This is a genomic window from Mycobacterium sp. NTMscope_MAC_12 (assembly GCF_976985675.1).
This window is the reverse complement of record NZ_CDRJYY010000001.1, coordinates 1,568,992-1,586,582: the sequence shown is the minus strand read 5'-3', so window position 1 is coordinate 1,586,582 and position 17,591 is coordinate 1,568,992. Positions and strand designations below refer to the sequence as shown.

At 65.1% G+C, this 17,591-nt stretch carries 16 protein-coding genes; 9 read left to right on the top strand and 7 right to left on the bottom strand.

Annotated features, from left to right (window positions below; all coding sequences use genetic code 11):
* Positions 1 to 15: 15 nt before the first annotated feature.
* Genes AC0KS4_RS07360 through AC0KS4_RS07345 form a run of 4 tightly spaced genes read right to left on the bottom strand, consistent with a single transcriptional unit; the run spans position 16 to position 4,925 of the window.
* Positions 16 to 1,566 carry a class I adenylate-forming enzyme family protein gene (locus AC0KS4_RS07360; protein ID WP_238957691.1) on the bottom strand — a complete coding sequence of 517 codons (1,551 nt, stop codon included), beginning with the start codon at positions 1,564 to 1,566 and terminating at the stop codon, positions 16 to 18.
* A complete protein-coding gene (locus AC0KS4_RS07355; RefSeq protein WP_238957689.1) occupies positions 1,563 to 2,765 on the bottom strand; it encodes an acyl-CoA dehydrogenase family protein in 1,203 nt (400 codons plus the stop codon). The genes AC0KS4_RS07360 and AC0KS4_RS07355 overlap by 4 nt, the downstream gene beginning before the upstream one ends.
* Complete coding sequence (locus AC0KS4_RS07350) at positions 2,762 to 3,721, bottom strand: acyl-CoA dehydrogenase family protein (protein ID WP_238957686.1); 960 nt, start codon at positions 3,719 to 3,721, stop codon at positions 2,762 to 2,764. The genes AC0KS4_RS07355 and AC0KS4_RS07350 overlap by 4 nt, the downstream gene beginning before the upstream one ends.
* Before the next feature lie 7 nt (positions 3,722 to 3,728).
* A complete protein-coding gene (locus AC0KS4_RS07345; protein ID WP_225326985.1) occupies positions 3,729 to 4,925 on the bottom strand; it encodes an amidohydrolase family protein in 1,197 nt (398 codons plus the stop codon).
* 268 nt (positions 4,926 to 5,193) lie between these two features.
* Between AC0KS4_RS07345 and AC0KS4_RS07340 the strand changes: the two genes are divergently transcribed.
* Together AC0KS4_RS07340 and AC0KS4_RS07335 are read left to right on the top strand one after the other, a co-directional pair.
* The gene (locus AC0KS4_RS07340) at positions 5,194 to 6,294 is read left to right on the top strand and encodes an acyl-CoA dehydrogenase family protein (protein ID WP_225341154.1); all 1,101 of its coding nucleotides are present in this window, start codon (positions 5,194 to 5,196) and stop codon (positions 6,292 to 6,294) included.
* 10 nt (positions 6,295 to 6,304) lie between these two features.
* Complete coding sequence (locus AC0KS4_RS07335; RefSeq protein WP_238957684.1) at positions 6,305 to 7,207, top strand: TIGR03619 family F420-dependent LLM class oxidoreductase; 903 nt, start codon at positions 6,305 to 6,307, stop codon at positions 7,205 to 7,207.
* Positions 7,208 to 7,210: 3 nt separating this feature from the next.
* Here the strand turns inward: AC0KS4_RS07335 and AC0KS4_RS07330 are convergent, their stop codons facing one another.
* Positions 7,211 to 7,648 carry a nuclear transport factor 2 family protein gene (locus AC0KS4_RS07330; RefSeq protein ID WP_225326988.1) on the bottom strand — a complete coding sequence of 146 codons (438 nt, stop codon included), beginning with the start codon at positions 7,646 to 7,648 and terminating at the stop codon, positions 7,211 to 7,213.
* A 51-nt stretch (positions 7,649 to 7,699) separates the two neighbouring features.
* Between AC0KS4_RS07330 and AC0KS4_RS07325 the strand changes: the two genes are divergently transcribed.
* The 3 genes from AC0KS4_RS07325 (at position 7,700) to AC0KS4_RS07315 (ending at position 10,094) form a co-directional block, all read left to right on the top strand.
* A complete protein-coding gene (locus tag AC0KS4_RS07325) occupies positions 7,700 to 8,335 on the top strand; it encodes a cysteine hydrolase family protein (RefSeq protein WP_225326989.1) in 636 nt (211 codons plus the stop codon).
* A 92-nt stretch (positions 8,336 to 8,427) separates the two neighbouring features.
* On the top strand, positions 8,428 to 9,621 hold the full coding sequence (locus AC0KS4_RS07320) for an amidohydrolase family protein (protein ID WP_225326990.1): 1,194 nt from the start codon (positions 8,428 to 8,430) through the stop codon (positions 9,619 to 9,621).
* Positions 9,618 to 10,094 (top strand): MaoC family dehydratase, encoded by a 477-nt coding sequence (locus AC0KS4_RS07315; RefSeq protein WP_238957683.1) that lies wholly within the window; start codon positions 9,618 to 9,620, stop codon positions 10,092 to 10,094. The genes AC0KS4_RS07320 and AC0KS4_RS07315 overlap by 4 nt, the downstream gene beginning before the upstream one ends.
* A gap of 22 nt (positions 10,095 to 10,116) precedes the next feature.
* Here the strand turns inward: AC0KS4_RS07315 and AC0KS4_RS07310 are convergent, their stop codons facing one another.
* Together AC0KS4_RS07310 and AC0KS4_RS07305 are read right to left on the bottom strand one after the other, a co-directional pair.
* Positions 10,117 to 12,516 carry a CaiB/BaiF CoA transferase family protein gene (locus AC0KS4_RS07310; RefSeq protein WP_225326992.1) on the bottom strand — a complete coding sequence of 800 codons (2,400 nt, stop codon included), beginning with the start codon at positions 12,514 to 12,516 and terminating at the stop codon, positions 10,117 to 10,119.
* A complete protein-coding gene (locus tag AC0KS4_RS07305; RefSeq protein WP_225326993.1) occupies positions 12,513 to 13,973 on the bottom strand; it encodes an aldehyde dehydrogenase family protein in 1,461 nt (486 codons plus the stop codon). The genes AC0KS4_RS07310 and AC0KS4_RS07305 overlap by 4 nt, the downstream gene beginning before the upstream one ends.
* Positions 13,974 to 14,231: 258 nt before the next feature.
* Here AC0KS4_RS07305 and AC0KS4_RS07300 point away from each other — a divergent pair, with 258 nt between their 5' ends.
* From AC0KS4_RS07300 to AC0KS4_RS07285, 4 genes are read left to right on the top strand one after another with little or no spacing between them, the layout of a single operon-like run.
* Positions 14,232 to 15,404, top strand: a complete 1,173-nt coding sequence (locus tag AC0KS4_RS07300; RefSeq protein WP_225327045.1) for a cytochrome P450 — start codon at positions 14,232 to 14,234, stop codon at positions 15,402 to 15,404.
* Positions 15,404 to 16,603, top strand: coding sequence for an acyl-CoA dehydrogenase family protein (locus AC0KS4_RS07295; RefSeq protein ID WP_238957681.1), 1,200 nt, complete (start codon positions 15,404 to 15,406; stop codon positions 16,601 to 16,603). The genes AC0KS4_RS07300 and AC0KS4_RS07295 overlap by 1 nt, the downstream gene beginning before the upstream one ends.
* On the top strand, positions 16,600 to 17,175 hold the full coding sequence (locus tag AC0KS4_RS07290; RefSeq protein ID WP_014711341.1) for an FAS1-like dehydratase domain-containing protein: 576 nt from the start codon (positions 16,600 to 16,602) through the stop codon (positions 17,173 to 17,175). The genes AC0KS4_RS07295 and AC0KS4_RS07290 overlap by 4 nt, the downstream gene beginning before the upstream one ends.
* Positions 17,175 to 17,588: a Zn-ribbon domain-containing OB-fold protein gene (locus AC0KS4_RS07285; RefSeq protein WP_225326995.1), complete on the top strand. Its 414-nt coding sequence runs from the start codon at positions 17,175 to 17,177 to the stop codon at positions 17,586 to 17,588. The genes AC0KS4_RS07290 and AC0KS4_RS07285 overlap by 1 nt, the downstream gene beginning before the upstream one ends.
* Positions 17,589 to 17,591: the final 3 nt, after the last annotated feature.

Genomic DNA, 17,591 nt, shown 5'->3' with positions numbered 1-17,591 from the left:
GCCCGATGAAGTGCTTCAGCCGAACTTCGCCCGCAGCTCGTTCTTGAGCACCTTGCCGGTGATATTTCGAGGCAGCGCATCCACGATTTCGAGTCGTTCGGGCGTTTTGTGCTTGCTCAATCCCCGCGCTTGACAGTGTTCGAAGATCGACGAAAGCGTCACCGCCACACCCGGGCGCGCGACGACGACGGCGCAAACACGCTCGCCGGTTCGCTCATCCGGCACCCCGATGATCGCCACGTCGGCCACCGCCGGGTGGCTGGCCAGGACACCCTCGACTTCCAAGGCCGAGATGTTCTCCGCGTTGCGGATGATCGCATCCTTGATTCGGCCGGTGACGACGACGTTGCCGTCATCATCGATGCGGCCCAGATCTCCTGTGCGAAACCATCCTTCGGCGTCGAACGCGTGGGCATCCAGAGTTGCGTCGACGTAGCCGAGGAAGCACTGCGGCCCTTTGAGCCGCAGCTCCCCCTCCGTGCCACGCGGCACCTGCTGTCCAGCTTCGTCGACGACCCGTACCGCAACGCCGGGCACCGGTTTCCCGACGGTGTGATCCAGCAGCTCCGCGGGACCGTTAGGCGCCTGAGAGGTGGCTACCGGAAATTCGGTCAGGCCCCACGCATTGGCCACGCCGTCGACTGAAAGTGTCTGCCGCACTTGATGACCGAGCTCGGCGGTGATTGGTGCGCCCCCACCGACGCAGCCCCGCAGCTCGGGGTAGAGCGGTTCGTCACCATACTTCGCCTGCGCCGCCATGAAAGCGACGAAAAAGGGGGTTGCGCTGCCCAGCAGAGTCGGGCGGTGCGCCGCGATGGCAAAGGGGGTCTCGACGGGGTCGAAGGCATCGAACAGCACCAGCTTCATCCCGGTGAGCAGAGCCGCGGCGAGCATGGCGGCGCCTCCGATGTGCGAAACCGGAAACGCGATCGGGTTGACGTCGTTGCTGGAAGCCCCGACGATTCCGATGACCCCTGCCGAACCGGCGATGACCGACCGGTCGCAGTGCCGCGCTCCTTTCGGTGCCGCCGTAGTGCCCGACGAATAGTAGATCCACCGCGGGTCCTCCGCGCTGCTCGGAGGAGTAGGCAGCGTTTCCGGATCACCGCTGGGCAATCGAAGCCCGTCGGCAATGGGAGCGTCGTGGTCGATGACCAGGACCCGCATGGGCCGCTCATTCGCGAGCCGATGTGCGAGCGCGGTGTGGTCAAAACTGCGCCACAGCCCCGGTACGATGATGACGTCGGTCGCGAGTTGCGCTGTCACGTACCGTAGTTCGCTTTCGCGCCAGATCGGCAGCACCGGGTTCTGGACGGCGCCGAGGCGGGCCAACGCCGTCATGACGACCATCGTCTCCAGCGTGGTCGGCAGTTGCCATGACACCACCGTGCCCGCACCGATCCCCCGCTGCGCCAGCGCCGCCGCGCACGTCAGTGCGGAGTCCCGCAGCTGGGCACACGACAGGCTGCGCCCGTAGTCGTCCGCGAGCACCACCCGGTCAGGGTGTGCTCCCGCCGCGGTCTCGACCAGAGACCAGTACGTCTGCACGGCGCGATCTGTGGTCACCGGCTCGGCAAGTGCAGTCGGCGCTTGGCAAGAATGTTGCGCATCATCTCCGAACTGCCGCCCGAAATCGTGTAGGCGCGCGACCACAACCAGCATTCCCGCAACCGTTGTTTGGCGTTCTGCACCTCCGGGTCCGCGACCCCGGCGACGGTCGCGGACGCCGCCAACTGGGCGCCGTAAGCCGCGACGCGGTGGTATGTCTCCGCAAAACTCAACTTGGCTATCGACCCGTCACCCGGTTGTTCGTCGCCCGACGTCAGCCGCTCCACGTGATCGTCGATGAACGCCTTGGCCACTTCGACCTCCACGGCTAACTCGGCGACCTCTTGGCGGACGTCGCCACACTCCAACGCCGGCAGGCCGTCGATATGTGCGTGACGGGCCACCGCGACCAGATCGTCGATCAGCAATTCGAGCAGGATGACGTTCCCGCCGATGCCGAATCGTTCAAAGTCCAGGCCCGCCATGATGATCGCCCAGCCCTGGCCCACCTCGCCGATCAGGCTGTCGGCGCCCAGCCTGACTCCGGTGAGGAAGACCTCATTGACCTCGATCGCGTCACCGATCGTGCGGATCGGACGAACCTCGACACCCTCCGCCGAAAGCGGCACGGCGAAGACCGACAGGCCGTGGTGGCGCGAGGATCTCGGGTCGGTGCGGACCAGGGCGAGGCCCATGTCGGCCCAGTGTCCGTCGGTGATCCAGGTCTTCTGCCCGTCGAGGAGCCAGCTGCCATCGTCTTGCCGCGCACCGCGGCTGCGTACTCCGGCGATGTCGCTGCCGGCGTCGGGCTCGCTGAGCAGCTGACACCAGACATGTTCGCTGCGCCGAATCGGTGGCAGTAACGTCTGTTTCTGTTCGTCAGAACCGAAGTGCAGGAGCACGTGGGCAGCCAGGTTCACCTGGTCCACCGGGCGCGGCGCGCGGGCGCGCAGAATCTCCTCACTCACGATGCGATCGTGCAGCGGGTGGTAGTCGCCGCGACCGCCGTATTCGATCGGCCAGTCCGCGCCCACGAAACCCGCGTCGAACAGGCCGGCGAACCAAGCGCGCAGTAGGGTTTCCTGTTCGGCGGTCTCAGGAGCTCGATGGCCTTCGCGGGCCTCGATCGCCGGTGCGTGGTCGGCGATGTATGTCCTGACCCGATTCCTGAAATCGTTCAGCTGCGCCTCGGTGGGCCGGTTGACGAAAGCGCTCACCAGCCGGACACCTCCGCCAGCAGCGCCCGACTCGACCGCGCCGTGCCCATCAGCTGGGCGTTGGTGAAGACACGGCGCATCTCGTGGTGCAGCGGGTACTCCCAGGTGAATCCGATGCCGCCCGACAGTTGCATGCATTCGTCCACGGCGGCCGTGGCTTTCGCCGCTACGAATGCGTGCGCCGCCGCCGTCAAGGTGGTCGCCCGTTGGTCGGCGGAGGCGATGGCACGCGCGGCCTTCATGACGACGGCGCGCGCTTTGACTTCGAAGACCAGCAGCTCGACGAGGCGGTGCTGAATCGCTTGGAAACTCGCGATCGGCGCCCCGAACGCCACGCGCTCCCGCAGGTATGCCGTCAGCCGTTCAAGGGTCATCGACGTGGCACCCACGGAGTCGGCGGCAACGAGCAGCCGAGCCACGGCCGTCAGCTCTGTGGCCCTGTCGGGCGGCCCGATAAGGGTGCTGGGCGCGTCGGTGAGGTCGATACGCCAGACCGTTCTGGTGACGTCGAGCAGGTCGCCGTCCAGAACCGTCCGCGCGGGATCCGGGTCACGAATCACGTGAATTCCGTTGCGTCCCAGAAGCACAATGATGTCGACTTCATTGCCGCGGATGATCCGTGCGGAGCCATTGACGACGGTGACGCCCGCCGCCATCGTGCCGGCGAGCAGACCGGGCAGCAACTGTTCCCTCAGGTCGTCGGGCGCCGAGGCGAGCGCCGCGGCGGCGACCGTGGTTCCCAACCACGCCGACCTGTAGTTCGCTCGTCCGAGTTCTTCGGCTATGACGCACGTTTCGACTGGACGCCAGCCGGCGCCACCCACCACCTCATCGACGAGCAGGCCCGTCCAGTCCATCGCCGCAAGGTCCTTGACGGATTCCTTCTCGCCGCGGTCGGCCAGAAACTGCCGCGCCGACACCCTCAGTAGGTCGAGGTCGACGTCGTCGTCTGCCATCGGGCGTTTAGCTCCGGGAGAGCAACTGGTCGGCGTTGTCGCGCATGATCCGTCGCTTGGCGGCGTCGTCGAGCGGGTCGAGCAGCTTGGCAAATTCGGCCGGCACGGCCAGGCCTTCGGCGTGTGGGTAATCCGAGCCCATCACCAAGCAGTCGTCGTATCCTAGGCCCTCGACGATCGCCGGGATGTCGTCCTCGGGGTACGGCACCACACGGACATGACGGCGGAAGATCGCCGAAGGCCGCTCCGTCAGCTTCCCACCAATCCAAGGCCCGTTGCGGCCCATCCCTCTGCTCTTGTCCATGTGTTTGACGAAGAACGGCACCCATTCCGCCCCGTGCTCGGCGACGAGGACGTTCAGGCCCGGGAAGCGACCGAAGAGGTTGTCGAAGATGAGAGCGGACAACGTCTCCTCGATCGGGCGCTGGCCGTAGACATTCATCCACTGCCACGCCGACATGTGCCAAGAAGCCGGGTCGGAGTTTTGTCCCCAAGCGGGCGAGATCGCATTGAAGTACCAGAACGGCATGATGTGGAACACCAGGATGCAGCCGGCCTCCTGCAAGCGTGCGTAAATCGGGTCGAAGTACGGGTCGCCGGGCGATCGACCGTAAGCCGGCCCGGTCGGCAGCAGCACGAACTTTGCGCCCTGCGCGATGATGGCCTCCGTCTCGGCGATCGCAGAATCCAAGTCGCGCAACGACATCAGCGCCGTGGCGAAAATTTTGTCTTCGTAGTTGAAACCCCACTCTTCGTCGAACCATCGGTTGAACGAGCGCAGGTTGGCGTACAGTGCCGCTGTGTCGTCGACGTAGTGTTCGGCGGCCAGGGCCATACCGCTGGGATAGATGACCATACGCTCGATGTTCTGCTCCGCCATGACGGCAAGGCGCGCACCGCGCTCGATGAATTCCGGTTGCATGGGTTGCGGCTCGTAGGATTCCTCGGGGTTGCCCGATCCCATCTGCTTGAGCATCTCCTTGAGCGAGCCCGGCCGATAAGCGACATCGAGGCCCAGTCCCCCTTCGCTGTTGAACGTGGCGACCCGATGTCCCGCAAGGATCACCTCGACGCCGTCCGCCCCGCGCACGGTGGTGATCGCCCGGTCCCGAAACTCCTCCGGCAGATAACGGGTGAACGCGTCCCGCGTCTCGTAGCAGTGGGTGTCGCAGTCAAAGATGCCGTAGTCGAGTTTCGTCGTCACCGCTTCGCTCCTTAAGCGCGAGAATGGTTATTCTCTATTTTCACAAAACATACTATCCTGATCCGACAATGGCCATCTCGCGTGGGATGGCCAGGCGCCCGAGTGAGGGACGCCGGCGTCGGCCGCGATCGCGCAAAGGAAGACATGACTCCATCAAAACCGATGTACGACAACATGATCGGGTGGGCACCGCTGAGCGTTCGGTCTGCCGCGCTGCGTATCACAGATCCGGCAGCAGCCCGGGTGAGGCCGAACCGGGATGCCCTGCGTGCCGTCAAGTGAGGTCGACGAGCTTCGCAGCGTCGTCCGCGACTACTTGAGCGCGACATCGCCCAGCGAGACCGTTCGCAAGCTGATGGCGACGGACATCGGGTACGACGAGGCGTCGTGGCGCCAGATGGCGGGCGAGTTGGGACTGCAGGGCATCGTCGTGCCGGACCAATGGGGCGGGGCCGGTGCCGGCGTGGCCGAATTGGCGGTGGTGTTCGAGGAAATGGGACGCGCGCTGGTGTGCTCCCCCTTCTTCGCCACCGTGGCGCTGGCGACGCAGGCCATTCTCGCCAGCGGCGACGACGCGGCGGTGGAGCGGTTCGTCCCCGGGTTCGTCGACGGCTCCACCACAGCGACGCTGATCCTCAACGGCCGGCTAGACGCATGGGACCCCGCCGCGGTGACGGTGCGGGCTGACCGCGACGGTACCGTCTATCGGATCCGTGGTGAGGCGCCTCTCGTGATCGACGGCCACACCGCGGACGTCATCCTGTCGCCGGCCATCAGCGACGCAGGCATCTCGTTGTTCGCGGTACGTGCCGGGTCACAGGGCCTTCGTCGCACACCGTTGGCCAGTCTCGACCGCACCCGCAAGCTGGCCCGGGTGCAGTTCGACGGCGCCCGCGCAGAGCTGATCGGGACCGAAGGTGGCGCCGCGGACTTCCTCGCGCGCACATCCGACCTCGCCATTATCGCGGTGACCGCCGAACAGGTCGGCGCGGCGCAACGGTGCCTCGATATGGCCGTCGACTACGCCAAGGATCGCATTCAATTCGGTCGGCCGATCGGTAGTTTCCAAGCCGTGAAGCATCGGTGCGCGGACATGTTGGTCCAGGTAGAGGGCGCACGTTCGGCCGAATCACATGCGGCCGAAGTGGCCGCCACCGATGATCTCCCGACCGCCGCCTCGGTCGCGAAGATGGTGTGTTCGGAGGCTTTCCTGCAGGTTGCGCTCGACAACATGCGCATTCACGGCGGAATCGGCTTCACCTGGGAACACGACGCCCATTTGTTTGTCCGACGCGCAAAGGTCAGTCAGCTGATTTTCGGCGACCCGGACTACCACGCGCAGCGCCTGGCCACGCTCGTCTCTGAATGAAAGGATCCTCGTGACCGTCTCCTTTTCCCTCGAACTGCCGACTCATCGTGTCGAATCGGTCGATGAGTTCGTAACCGCCGAAGCGATCGCCGACATCGCGCGAGTGGCCGAGGAGAGCGGGTTCGCGGCCGTCCAGGTCACCGATCACCCCGCACCCGATGCGAAGTGGCTCGACCACGGCGGCCACCACGCCCTTGATCCGTTCGTCGCGTTGGCTTTCGCGGCCGCCGCAACGACCGATGTCAGGCTGCTGACCAATGTCTACATCGCCGCCTACCGCAATCCTTTTCTCGGCGCCAAATCGATTCAAAGCCTCGCCTCGCTGTCGAGAGGTCGATTGATCCTCGGAACGGCGGCGGGATACCTCAAGCCCGAATTCAGGGCCCTGGGAATCGATTTCGACAACCGCGGCGCCCTCCTCGATGAGGCGCTGGACGTGTTGGACAAGGTGCTCACCGGCGAGGACATCGCCTACGAAGGGACGACGTTCGCGGCCCGCGGCGTTCGGTTGCGCCCGCTGCCGGCGACCCGGCCACCGGTGTGGGTCGGCGGCAACAGCAAGCCGGCCGTGCGGCGGGCGGTATCGCGCGCTCAGGGATGGGCGCCGTTCAACACGTTCGGCTACGCCGCCGCGTCGCGCACCGCGGAGATCTCGACGATCGACGAGTTGGCGGCCGCCATCGACTGGGCCAGGCACTACGCAACCGAAATCGGCCGCACCGCACCGCTGGACATCTGCTTTTCCGCGGGAAACCTGTTGGAGGACAGCAGATCGGCCGACGAACGGCACGCCACCATCGCGAGGCTCGAGGCAATGGGCGTCACCTGGCTTACCATTGCGTCGCCCGGCGCGGACCGGGCCGAACTCATCGAGCGTTCGCGCGCATTCGGCAAGGAGTTCATCACGGCATGATCCTTAGGCCATCAGGCTGTCCGCGGCGAATGCGTCCACACTGATCCGGCGATGGGCGAACAGCCACCGACCTCCGATGGGGACCAATATGTCGCGGTAACGGCCCCAGTGGTCGAGCCCAATGTCAGTGTGGACGGCGAAGTAACTGCTGACCTCGACCCTGTCGCGGGCCACCGACCCGAACCGGACGCTGGATACATGGTGCCGGACGTGGGTCGGTGCCGGTTGCCCCGATTTCGAAGGCCGGGTCACCGCGGCGCCGAGACCGGCCGCGATTTCCGCCGATCCCCTCAGCGGCTCGGTACCACCACTGAATTCCAAGACGCCCGCATCACCGAAACACGAAGCCAGCGCGTGGAGATCGAATCGATCGGTGGCGGCGGTGTAGTCGGCCAGCGTCTGTCGTACCGCCTCCCGCACCTCGAGCTCCCAGACATCCATGGGGCCTCCTCGTTGGAAATTTAGTTCCCGCACACGATAACGTCTATTCTCATGCCGCCACCATCGCTCCAATCGCTGCTCGATCCCGCCACCACCGCGCTCGTGACTCAGGAGTGCCAGGGCGGGGTCATAGGTCCGCAAGCCGGCCTCCCATACCTCGCCGAAGAGGCTCGCCGCGAGGCCATTCCGAACATTTCCAAACTGCTCGACGCCGCTAGGGCGGCGGGAGTCGCGGTAGTGCACTGCCTCATCGAGAAGCGCCCGGACAACCGCGGATCGAACTCCAACGCCCGGCTGTTCATGGCTGGGAAATCCTTCGCCGCCGACCTGACTCCCGGCAGCCCTGGCGCGTGGCTTCTCCCCGAGTTCGGCCCGGTACCCAGCGACCTCGTGCTGACACGCACCCACGGCGTCGGGCCCATGACCGGTACCGATCTTGACTCCGTGTTGCGGAACATGAACATCAAGACCATTGTTGGAGTGGGCGTTTCGATCAACATAGCCATTCAGAATTTCGCGATGGACGCGGTCAATCGCAGCTATCAATTCGTGTTGCCGCGCGACGCGGTGAGCGGGTATCCGCGGGAGTACGCCGAGTCGATCATCGACAACACGCTGGCACTGCTCGCCACGGTGACCACCACCGATGCTGTGATCGGCGCATGGAAAGGAATCCAAGCGTCCTGACCCCGATCTGGATGCTGAATAGCATAGGTGATAATGTCGTTCTCAAATAGCGTAAATGTTCATATTCGCTGCTCTGAGGAGGGTTCAGCCTCATGTCACCCCGGTCCCTGCCGTATCCGGTCTTCGACATCGACAACCACATGTACGAGACCACCGAAGCGCTCACCAAATACCTGCCGAAGGAACACCGCGGAAAGGTCGGTTACGTCGAGGTCAACGGCCGGCCCAAACTCGTCGTCAAGGACCACATCAGCCACATGATCCCGAATCCGACATTCGAGCGAGTTGCCAGGCCCGGCAGCGCGGAGGACTACTTCCTCGGCAACAATCCCGAGGGTCTCAACTTCCGCGAGTTCATCGGCGAGGCAATGGATGTCATCCCGGCATACCAGTCACCCGCGCCCCGACTGGAACTGATGGACGAACTCGGCATCGATCAGTGCGTGATGTACCCGACCCTCGCCAGCCTCATCGAGGAACGCACGACCGACGACGTCATCCTCACCCACGCGATCATTCATGCGCTCAACGAGTGGATGCACGAGCACTGGACGTTCAACTACCACGACCGGATCTTCGCGACCCCCGTCATCTGCCTGCCCTTGGTGGACGAAGCCATCAAGGAGTTCCGCTGGGGCGTCGAGCACGGCATGAAGACCTTCCTGGTGCGGCCCGCACCCGTGCCCAGCCGCTTCGGCGGTTCGCGCTCCATGGGCCTTCCCGAGTTCGACCCGTTCTGGGAAGAAGTCGTGAACGCCGGCATGCCGGTCACCATGCATGCCTCGGACAGCGGCTACCAGAAGCACCTCATGGAGTGGGAGGGCGGTGACGAGTACCTGTCCTTCAAGCCGAGCGCGTTACGCGAGGTCGTGATGGGCCACCGCGCCATCGAGGACACGCTGGCCGCGATGATCTGCCACGGCGCCCTGTCCCGCTTCCCCGATCTGAAGATCTTCTGCGTCGAGAACGGCAGCGGTTGGGTGCGCAATCTGCTCGAACAGTTGAACACCGCGTACAAGATCATGCCCAAGGAGTTCGACGAGCACCCCGTCGAGGTGTTCAAGCGAAACATCTACATCCATCCGTTCCTCGAGGACGACCTCAAGGGGATCATCGACATCATGGGCGAGGATCACGTGATGTTCGGCTCCGATTTCCCGCACCCCGAAGGCATCGGTGATCCGCTGAGCTTCGTAGACCGGCTCGACGGCATCTCGGAGGCCGCCGAGGCGAAGATCATGGGCGGCAACGCTATTGAGCAGTTGGGACTCAAGGTCCCGGCATGACCCGGGCGCGCATATCCCCGAAGGTTTACGACGGAATCGCCGACTTCGAGGCTCACGTCGGCGAACACCTCGGTTTCAGCGACTGGCACCAGGTCACTCAGAAGGAAATCAACTTGTTCGCCGAGGTAACCGGCGACCATCAATGGATTCACGTCGATCCGGAGAAGGCGGCAGCCGGCCCCTACGGCCGGACGATCGCGCACGGCTATCTGACGCTGTCGCTGGTACCCATTCTCGTGCAACAGATCTACCGGGTGACCGGCTTGGCGATGCAGGTCAATTACGGCAGCGACAAGCTGCGCTTCCCCGCGCCGGTACCGGTCGACTCACGCATCAGGGCGGGCGCCGAACTGCTCAAGGTGGAGCGCAACGACAAGGGCGGCCGGGCCACGGTTCGCGTCACCGTCGAAGTCGAGGGCAGCGAACGCCCGGCGTGTGTCGTCGACACGATCGCCGCGATGGTCGACGCCTGACCGAACGGGCCGAGGTCATCGGCTACGCGTTCAGCACACGTTCCCCGATGACACGTTGCTCACGCAATGCGGCAATTTCCTGAGCGGAAAGGCCAAGCGCTCCAAGCACCTCGGCGTTGTGCTGCCCGAGCGTCGGCGCCGCGGTTCGGTGATGGTGCGCGGGTCCCGGCGAGATGCGAAACGGCCAGCCGGGAAACCTCTGTCGGCCGGTGATCGAATGGTCCAGGTCCTGATAGAAGCCGCGCGCGTCGAGCTGCTCGACGTCATACATCTGATCGGCCGTCAGTAGTCGCTCGGCCGGCACACCATGCCGGCCCAACGTTGCCACGACCTCCTCCGCGGTTCGCCCGCATGTCCAATTCGCCAGTACCTCATCGAACTCGTCGTGGTTTGCCCGGCGCGCTTCTGCGTTCGCAAACATCGGGTCGTCACGTAGATCGGGACGGTCAATCACGTCCAGCACCGCAAGCCAATCCGCGTCATCCCGCACCGTGAGCGCGACCCACTCGTCGACATTGCTGGTTTTGTAGACGCCCTGGGCGTATTCGCGGTGGCGATTTCCCTCGCGCTGCCGCACCGCTCCCGTCAATGAGTATTCGATGACGGGTTCGGCAGTCACCGCCGCGCCAACCTCGATTTGCGCGACCTCGATCAGCTGCCCCTCACCGGTGGACCGCCTGTGCTCGAGGGCAGCCAGCAGCGCGACGCACGCGTGTACGCCGGCGATCGGGTCGGCGGGCCCCTGCAGATTGCACGGCGGGCCGTCCGCATAACCGGTCGCGGCCGACATGCCTGACACCTGTTCGATGTTCAGCGCCCAGCCCACGTAGTCGCGCCACGGCCCGTCCAGCCCGAACCCGGGCATCCGCACCATGATCACGCCGGGATTGTTGTGCGCGATGGAGTCGTAATCCATCCCGAACTGTTCAACCACGCGCGGCGAGAAGTTCTCCACCACCACATCGGCTTCTGCGGCCAGTCGCAGCGCCAGCTCGCGACCGGCGGCAGAGGTGAGATCGAGCGTGATGTCGCGCTTGTTGAGATTGGTTCCCTGCCAGAGCGGCCCACGCTCGTACCAGTCGTCGCCCTCACGCAGCAGCGCGCCCGAGTAGCGGTGTCCGTCGGGGCGCTGAACGGATTCGACCTTGATCACGTCCGCCCCGAACGCACCGAGGTAGCACGTCAGGTATGCGCCCGCCCAGAAAGTGCTCAAATCGAACACCTTCAGCCCGGCGAACGGCAGCGACACGTCGATACCGTCGCCCCTCGGACGGGGTGCGCCGCGCTCGCTCCACGTGGCCTGCGCGCCGTTTGTTCGCAGGGCGGGAGCAGGCAAGGGCGGCCGCGCCGGGGTCTTCGAAAGCCGGAACGGCGCTCCCGGTCTGGTGAAGCGCCATGCTTCAGCGGCTGATTCGACGAAAAACCCTCGCTCCGCATACTGCGGGCAGCCCAGGATCGTGTCGCCTTCGGTGATCGGCGCCGCGGGAATGCGCATGGCCTGGCTCAATTCGACCAGATCGGCAACGGACATCGATTCAAGGAAGGGCTGGGCCTTGGCGAAGAACTCGTCGCGCTCGGGCCCGCCGAGCATGATCGCGAGCTGATGGTCGCCGAACTCGGGCAACCCGACCATCGCGCACACGTCCAACCAGTGCTGACCGGTCAGGCAGTTGATCCCGATCCAGCCGTCGGCGGCACGCACGATACCCAGCATCGGCGCGGCCTTGGAATTCGTCGGCAAGCCAAGGGCTTTCAGGCGGGCAGCCATCAGCATGGGATAGGGCAGTGTCGACAACAGCGACTCGAAGATCGACACGTCCACCTCGACCGGCCGGTTCGTTTCGGCTGTGCCGATGTGTAGGGCCGTGAGCGCGCCGAGGGCCGCGTAGCCGCCCGCGATGTACTCCGGAATTCGGGCACCGGCCTGCACCGGCGCTCGGCCGGGCTCACGCATGTTGACCCAGCCCGCCGCCGCCTGCAGGGTCAGCGGAGTCGTCACCCGGTCGCGCAGCGGCCCCTTCTGACCGAAGCTCGAGATTCGTACCACGACAAGATTCGGGCTGACCTGGGCCAGCGATTCTGCGTCTAGGCCCCACGCCCGGCGCTCGGGCGCGCCCGCTGGCAGGTCTTCGACAAGAAGGTCCGCTTGAGAGATCATTTCGCGCAAGGCGTCACGGCTGCCATCATGTGCGAAATCAAGTGTGGTGCCGCGCTTTCCGGCGTTCAGGTACTCGAACAGACCGCTTCGCTCCGGATGAGGGCCCTCCGGCGGAAAGGGACCCCAGCGGCGCAGTGGGTCACCTGACGGGGGCTCGATTTTGCGCACGTCGGCGCCCAGGTCCACGAGCAGCTTCGTGCAATAGGGGCCCGCGATCTCGGAGGCCAGCTCGACGACGCGCAAGCCCGCCAGGGGCCGGTTCACGCGGGTATCCCGATGGCCTTGGGCTCCATGTAGGCCCGCAGCCCCATCACGCCGCCCTCACGACCGATGCCGCTCTGCTTGAACCCCCCGAACGGCGCGTCTCCGGGAATCGTGCCGTTAATCGATACCTGCCCGGTCCTGATCCGGCGCGCGATGGCCACCGCGCGATCGAGATCGCTCCCCCACACCGCGCCGCCAAGGCCGTAGGACGAATTGTTGGCGATGGCCAACGCATCGTCGTCGTCTCGATACCGCAACACGGTCAGCACGGGACCGAACACCTCCTCCTGCGCGATATACGAGTCGGGGGAAGCATCGGTGAGTATCGTTGGCTCGAAATAGAAACCGCGGCTCAGATCCTTCGGACGGGCTCCTCCGGCCACGACCGTTGCGCCGTCGGCTTCGGCGCGTTTGACGAATCCCTCGACACGGTCGAGGTGCTCGCGGCTGATCAACGGTCCCATGGTGACCGCGGGATCGACGGGATCACCGATCACGACCCCGCGGGCCAACTCGGCGAGCCGGTCCACCACCTCGTCGTGGATCGCCTCGGGCAGCAGCAACCTGCTGTTGAGAATGCAGGCTTGACCGGCATGCATCGTGCATCCTTCGAACAGCAGCCGCTCCAACAATTCGTCGCTGACGTCGACGTCGGGCAGCAGTATGGTCGCCGACTTGCCGCCGCACTCCAGCAACACTCGCTTCATCGTGGTCGCCGCACCCGCCATCACATCGCGGCCGACCGCTGAGCTGCCGGTGAAGCTCACCATGTCGACCCTGGGGTCCAGCGTCAGGCTTTTGCTGGCCTCGACGCCGGTCGGCGTGACCACGTTGACGACGCCGGCTGGAATGTCGGTGTCCTCGTCGATGATTCGCGCCAGCGCCAGGCCGGCCAGCGGTGTCAGAGGTGAAGGCTTGAGCACGAGCGTATTTCCTGCCGCCAGCGCAGCGCCCAGCTTCATGACGTTGAGGGTGTGCGGGAAGTTCCACGGCGTCATGGCCGCCACCACACCGAGCGGTTCGTAGCGCAACACCGTGGTTCCCGCGGCACCCCACGCATCCATCGGCGCCTCGGCGGGCTCCGTGGCGAGCTCGGCAGCATGACCGACCATGAATGCCGGGCCGTCGACGTGAATCAGCCGTTCGTTTGCGGAACAACCCCACTCGGCCTGCGCGAGTGCGTAGACCTCCTCGCCCCTGGCCATCAACGCATCGCTGAGCTGTTGCAGGCATCGGGCCCTTTCCGCGGGCTCTGCCGCGGGCCACGGGCCCGTGTCGAAAGCGGTCCTGGCCGCGGCGATCGCCCGCTGGACCTGCGCCACGCTCGCGTCGGGCGCCGTTTGGATCACCGCCTCGGTGGCGGGATTGACGACGTCGTAGCGTCCGCTGTCCGGGTCGGTCCATCGGCCGTCGATGTAGTGACCGTAGGCCTCCAGGAGCGAACGCGACCCAGCCATCCTGCCTGCCTTCCCTGACTGCACGATCGTGAGGCAGCGCGACCGCGCCACCGAGATAACTTACATACTCAACCTGTGTGTACACGCCGACGCCAACGCCGTCAACGGCTAATTTGCGCCGTTTGCGGACAAATATACGGCGATTGACAGATGATCTAGCTCTCCTGTAGACAGCATGGAAACGGACATTCTTGCTCCATCTGTCCGGCCAGCCCCCAGTGTCAAGGAAGGCATGCTGTGCCCACTACTAAAGTTCCCTTGCACTCTCCGGACTTCTACGCCGGCGATCCCTACCCGGTCTACCGGGAACTCCGCAACACGACGCCAGTGGTGTGGAACGACGTCACCAACTTCTGGGCGCTATTGAAGTACGAAGACGTCCGCTACGTTTCGGGCCACCCACTGACCTTCTCGTCGACGAAGGGCATCACGATTCCGGATCCCAGCCAGCCTGAACCCGTTCAGGAAGGCAACCTCATTTTCACCGACCCTCCCCGCCACCGGCAGCTCCGCAAGCTCATCAACTCCGGCTTCACGCGCCGGCAGGTGCAGTTGCTCGAGCCCAAGGTGCGCCAGATCGTGAAGGGCATCGTGGACAGTGTCGAGCCGTCGCGAGAGTACGAGTTCGCCGAGGAGATCGCCGCGCCCCTTCCCACCCGGATGATCGCCGAGATGCTCGGTGCCCCACCCGAAGACTGGGAGCAATTCCGCGCGTGGTCGGACGCGGCGGTCGGCACCGCCGACCCGGACATCGAACTGGACTCGATCGTCGCGCTCGGTGAGCTGTACGAATACTTCACCAAGCTCATCGCCGCGCGGCGCTCCGGCGAGGTCAGCGGGCAGGACGACCTGCTGAGCATCCTGGCCGCGGCCGAGGTCGACGGCGAGCGGCTCACCGACGCGGATCTGCTCAACTTCTCCTTCCTGCTGTTGGTCGCCGGCAACGAAACCACGCGCAACCTGATCGCGTTGGGCACGTTGGCGCTGATCGACCACCCCGACCAGTTCGCGCTGCTGCGATCGGACCCGTCGCTGCTGCCCAGCGCGGTCGAGGAGATGCTGCGATACACCAGCCCGGTCACCCACATGGCCCGCCGCGCGACCGAGGACGTCGAGATCCGCGGCCAGCAGATCAGGGCGGGAGACACAGTGGTCATGCTCTACGGCTCCGCCAACCGCGACGAAGAGATCTTTGGGCCCACCTGCGAAGAGTTCGACATCACCCGTAATCCCAACCCGCACATCGCGTTCGGGGCCGGGGAGCACGCGTGCCTTGGCGCCCAGCTCGCGCGCCTGGAAGCCAGGGTGATGTTTGAGGTGCTACTGGGCGCCTTTCCCACGATCGAGCTCACCGGTGACGTGACCCGGCTGCGCGCAACCATGGTGCCGGGCGTGAAACGCATGCCAATCCGACTGGGGGCGGGCAACTGATGGACTTCGACTACACGCCCGAACAGGAGCAGCTCCGCAAAGATTACCGGACGCGCTTGGAGGCGGTGATGACCCCGGAGCGCCGCGCCGCCGTCGCCAACCTCACCGAGGGCGGCGCCGCGATGACCGAGTGCCGACGCGCTCTGGGCGATGCCGGGTTGCTGGGCGTCGCCTGGCCGGTCGAATATGGCGGCGGCGGGCTGACCGCGTTGGAACAGTACATTTTCTCGGAGGAAGCGCGCAGGGTCAATGCACCGTTGCCGTTTGTCACCCTGAACACTGTGGGCCCCACGCTCATTCAGTACGGCACCGAGGAGCAGAAGGCCAAGTTCCTCCCCGCGATCCTCAAGGGCACCGTTGATTTCGCGATCGGTTACTCCGAGCCCGGCGCCGGGAGCGACCTCGCCTCGCTGCGGACCACCGCGGTCAGGGACGGCGACGAGTTCGTCATCAATGGTTCGAAGATGTTCACCAGCGGCGCGGAGTTCGCCGACTACATCTGGCTGGCGGCGCGCACCGACCCAACCGTCAAGAAACACAAGGGAATCACCCTGTTCATCGTGCCGACGGACTCGCCCGGGTTCTCCTGGAAGCCGCTGCACACCATGCCGGGGGTGTCCACGTACTACACGTTCTACGATGACGTCCGGGTACCCGAGAGCGCCATCGTGCTCGGCGAAAACCAGGGTTGGACACTGGTGACCAACCAGCTCAACCTCGAACGCGCCGCCCTCGGCAACCTCGGTGCCCTGGAGCCGCTCTTCGCCAAGACGCTCAAGTGGGCGTCGACGACACCGCTCGACGACGGCATGGTCATCGATCAGCCCTGGGTGCAGCAGGCCCTGGCCCGGGTGGAAGCGCAGGTCGCCGCCTACCGGCTGCTGAACCTGCGCGTGAACGCGACGATGAGTTCGGGTGCCCTCGGGATGGGCGAGGCCTCGGCGACAAAGGTTTTCGGCACCGAGCTCACCCAACAGGTTGCCCGCGAACTGCTCGAAGTCGTCGGACAGGCGGGTGTCCGCAAGGACTCGGCAGCTCCGCTCAAGGGCGAGCTGGAAAGCGCCTACAGGCTGGCGGTCATCAACACATTCGGCGGCGGAGCCAACGAACTTCAACGCGACATCATCGCTATGGCCGGCCTTGGGATGCCCCGCGCACCCCGAGACGTGCGGGCCTCCGGAGAGGGGAAATCCACGTGACAGAGCTAGCCAAAGATGACCTGCGCGAGCGCCTCGACGCGTTGATCGGGACGCCCACCGACGGAGTCGGCAGACCCTCCCGCGCCCCCGATCCGGTGAACGCCGCGATGATCCGGCACTGGGCGTACGCGTTGGACGACATGAATCCCGCCTACCTTGATCCCGAGTTCGCGGAGAACTCCCGCTACGGCGGCCTGGTTTCCCCGCCCGTGATGCTGCAGAGCTGGACGATGCCGCCGCCCAAGCTCGCCGGCATCCATGAGCGCGGCGGCGTGCCGATCGAGATCAAGACGAACCCGCTGCAATTCCTCTCCGACGCGGGTTACACGGGCATCATCGCGACGAACTCTGAGTTCGAGATCGAACGCTATCCCCGCGTCGGTGACGAGATCACCGGCGAGACGGTGTTCGACTCGATCTCCGACGAGAAGACGACCGCGATGGGCAAAGGATTCTTCGTCACGTGGGTGACCACCTACCGCGATCAGAACGGCGAAGTCATCGGCCGCCAATGGTTCCGCACGCTGCGATTCAAGACGGGCGGGGCCCCCGCCGGAACGGCTGGGGACTGATGGCGACCAGACTTGCTCCGTCGATCAGCCCGGACACCGAATTCTTTTGGTCGGGCCTCAAGGACCACAAGCTGCTGATCCAGCGCTGCGCCGACTGCAAGACGCTGCGGGTGCCGCCCCGTCCGATGTGCGGAAATTGCCAGTCGCTCAACTGGGATTCCATCGAATCGACCGGGCGCGGAACGGTTTACAGCTTCGTGATGCCGCAATACCCGCCGCTCCCCTTCCTCCAATACCCCTATGTCGTGGCACTGATCGAGCTCGACGAAGGCGTCCGCATCGTGTCGAACCTGTGCGATATCGAACCGGCGGCCATCGACGTCGGGATGCCCGTCGAGGTCTTTTACGAGAAGTTCGAAGCAATCCCGAGCGGGGACGAGCTGGTGCTGCACCAGTTCCGGCCCGCGCGCTGAACA

Bases quoted from the DNA above. Each gene is read 5' to 3' on its own strand.
- AC0KS4_RS07350 (WP_238957686.1), bottom strand. From the start codon at position 3,721: ATGGCAGACGACGACGTCGACCTCGACCTACTGAGGGTGTCGGCGCGG.
- AC0KS4_RS07330 (WP_225326988.1), bottom strand. From the start codon at position 7,648: ATGGATGTCTGGGAGCTCGAGGTGCGGGAGGCGGTACGACAGACGCTG.
- AC0KS4_RS07325 (WP_225326989.1), top strand. From the start codon at position 7,700: ATGCCGCCACCATCGCTCCAATCGCTGCTCGATCCCGCCACCACCGCG.
- AC0KS4_RS07320 (WP_225326990.1), top strand. From the start codon at position 8,428: ATGTCACCCCGGTCCCTGCCGTATCCGGTCTTCGACATCGACAACCAC.
- AC0KS4_RS07315 (WP_238957683.1), top strand. From the start codon at position 9,618: ATGACCCGGGCGCGCATATCCCCGAAGGTTTACGACGGAATCGCCGAC.
- AC0KS4_RS07305 (WP_225326993.1), bottom strand. From the start codon at position 13,973: ATGGCTGGGTCGCGTTCGCTCCTGGAGGCCTACGGTCACTACATCGAC.
- AC0KS4_RS07295 (WP_238957681.1), top strand. From the start codon at position 15,404: ATGGACTTCGACTACACGCCCGAACAGGAGCAGCTCCGCAAAGATTAC.
- AC0KS4_RS07285 (WP_225326995.1), top strand. From the start codon at position 17,175: ATGGCGACCAGACTTGCTCCGTCGATCAGCCCGGACACCGAATTCTTT.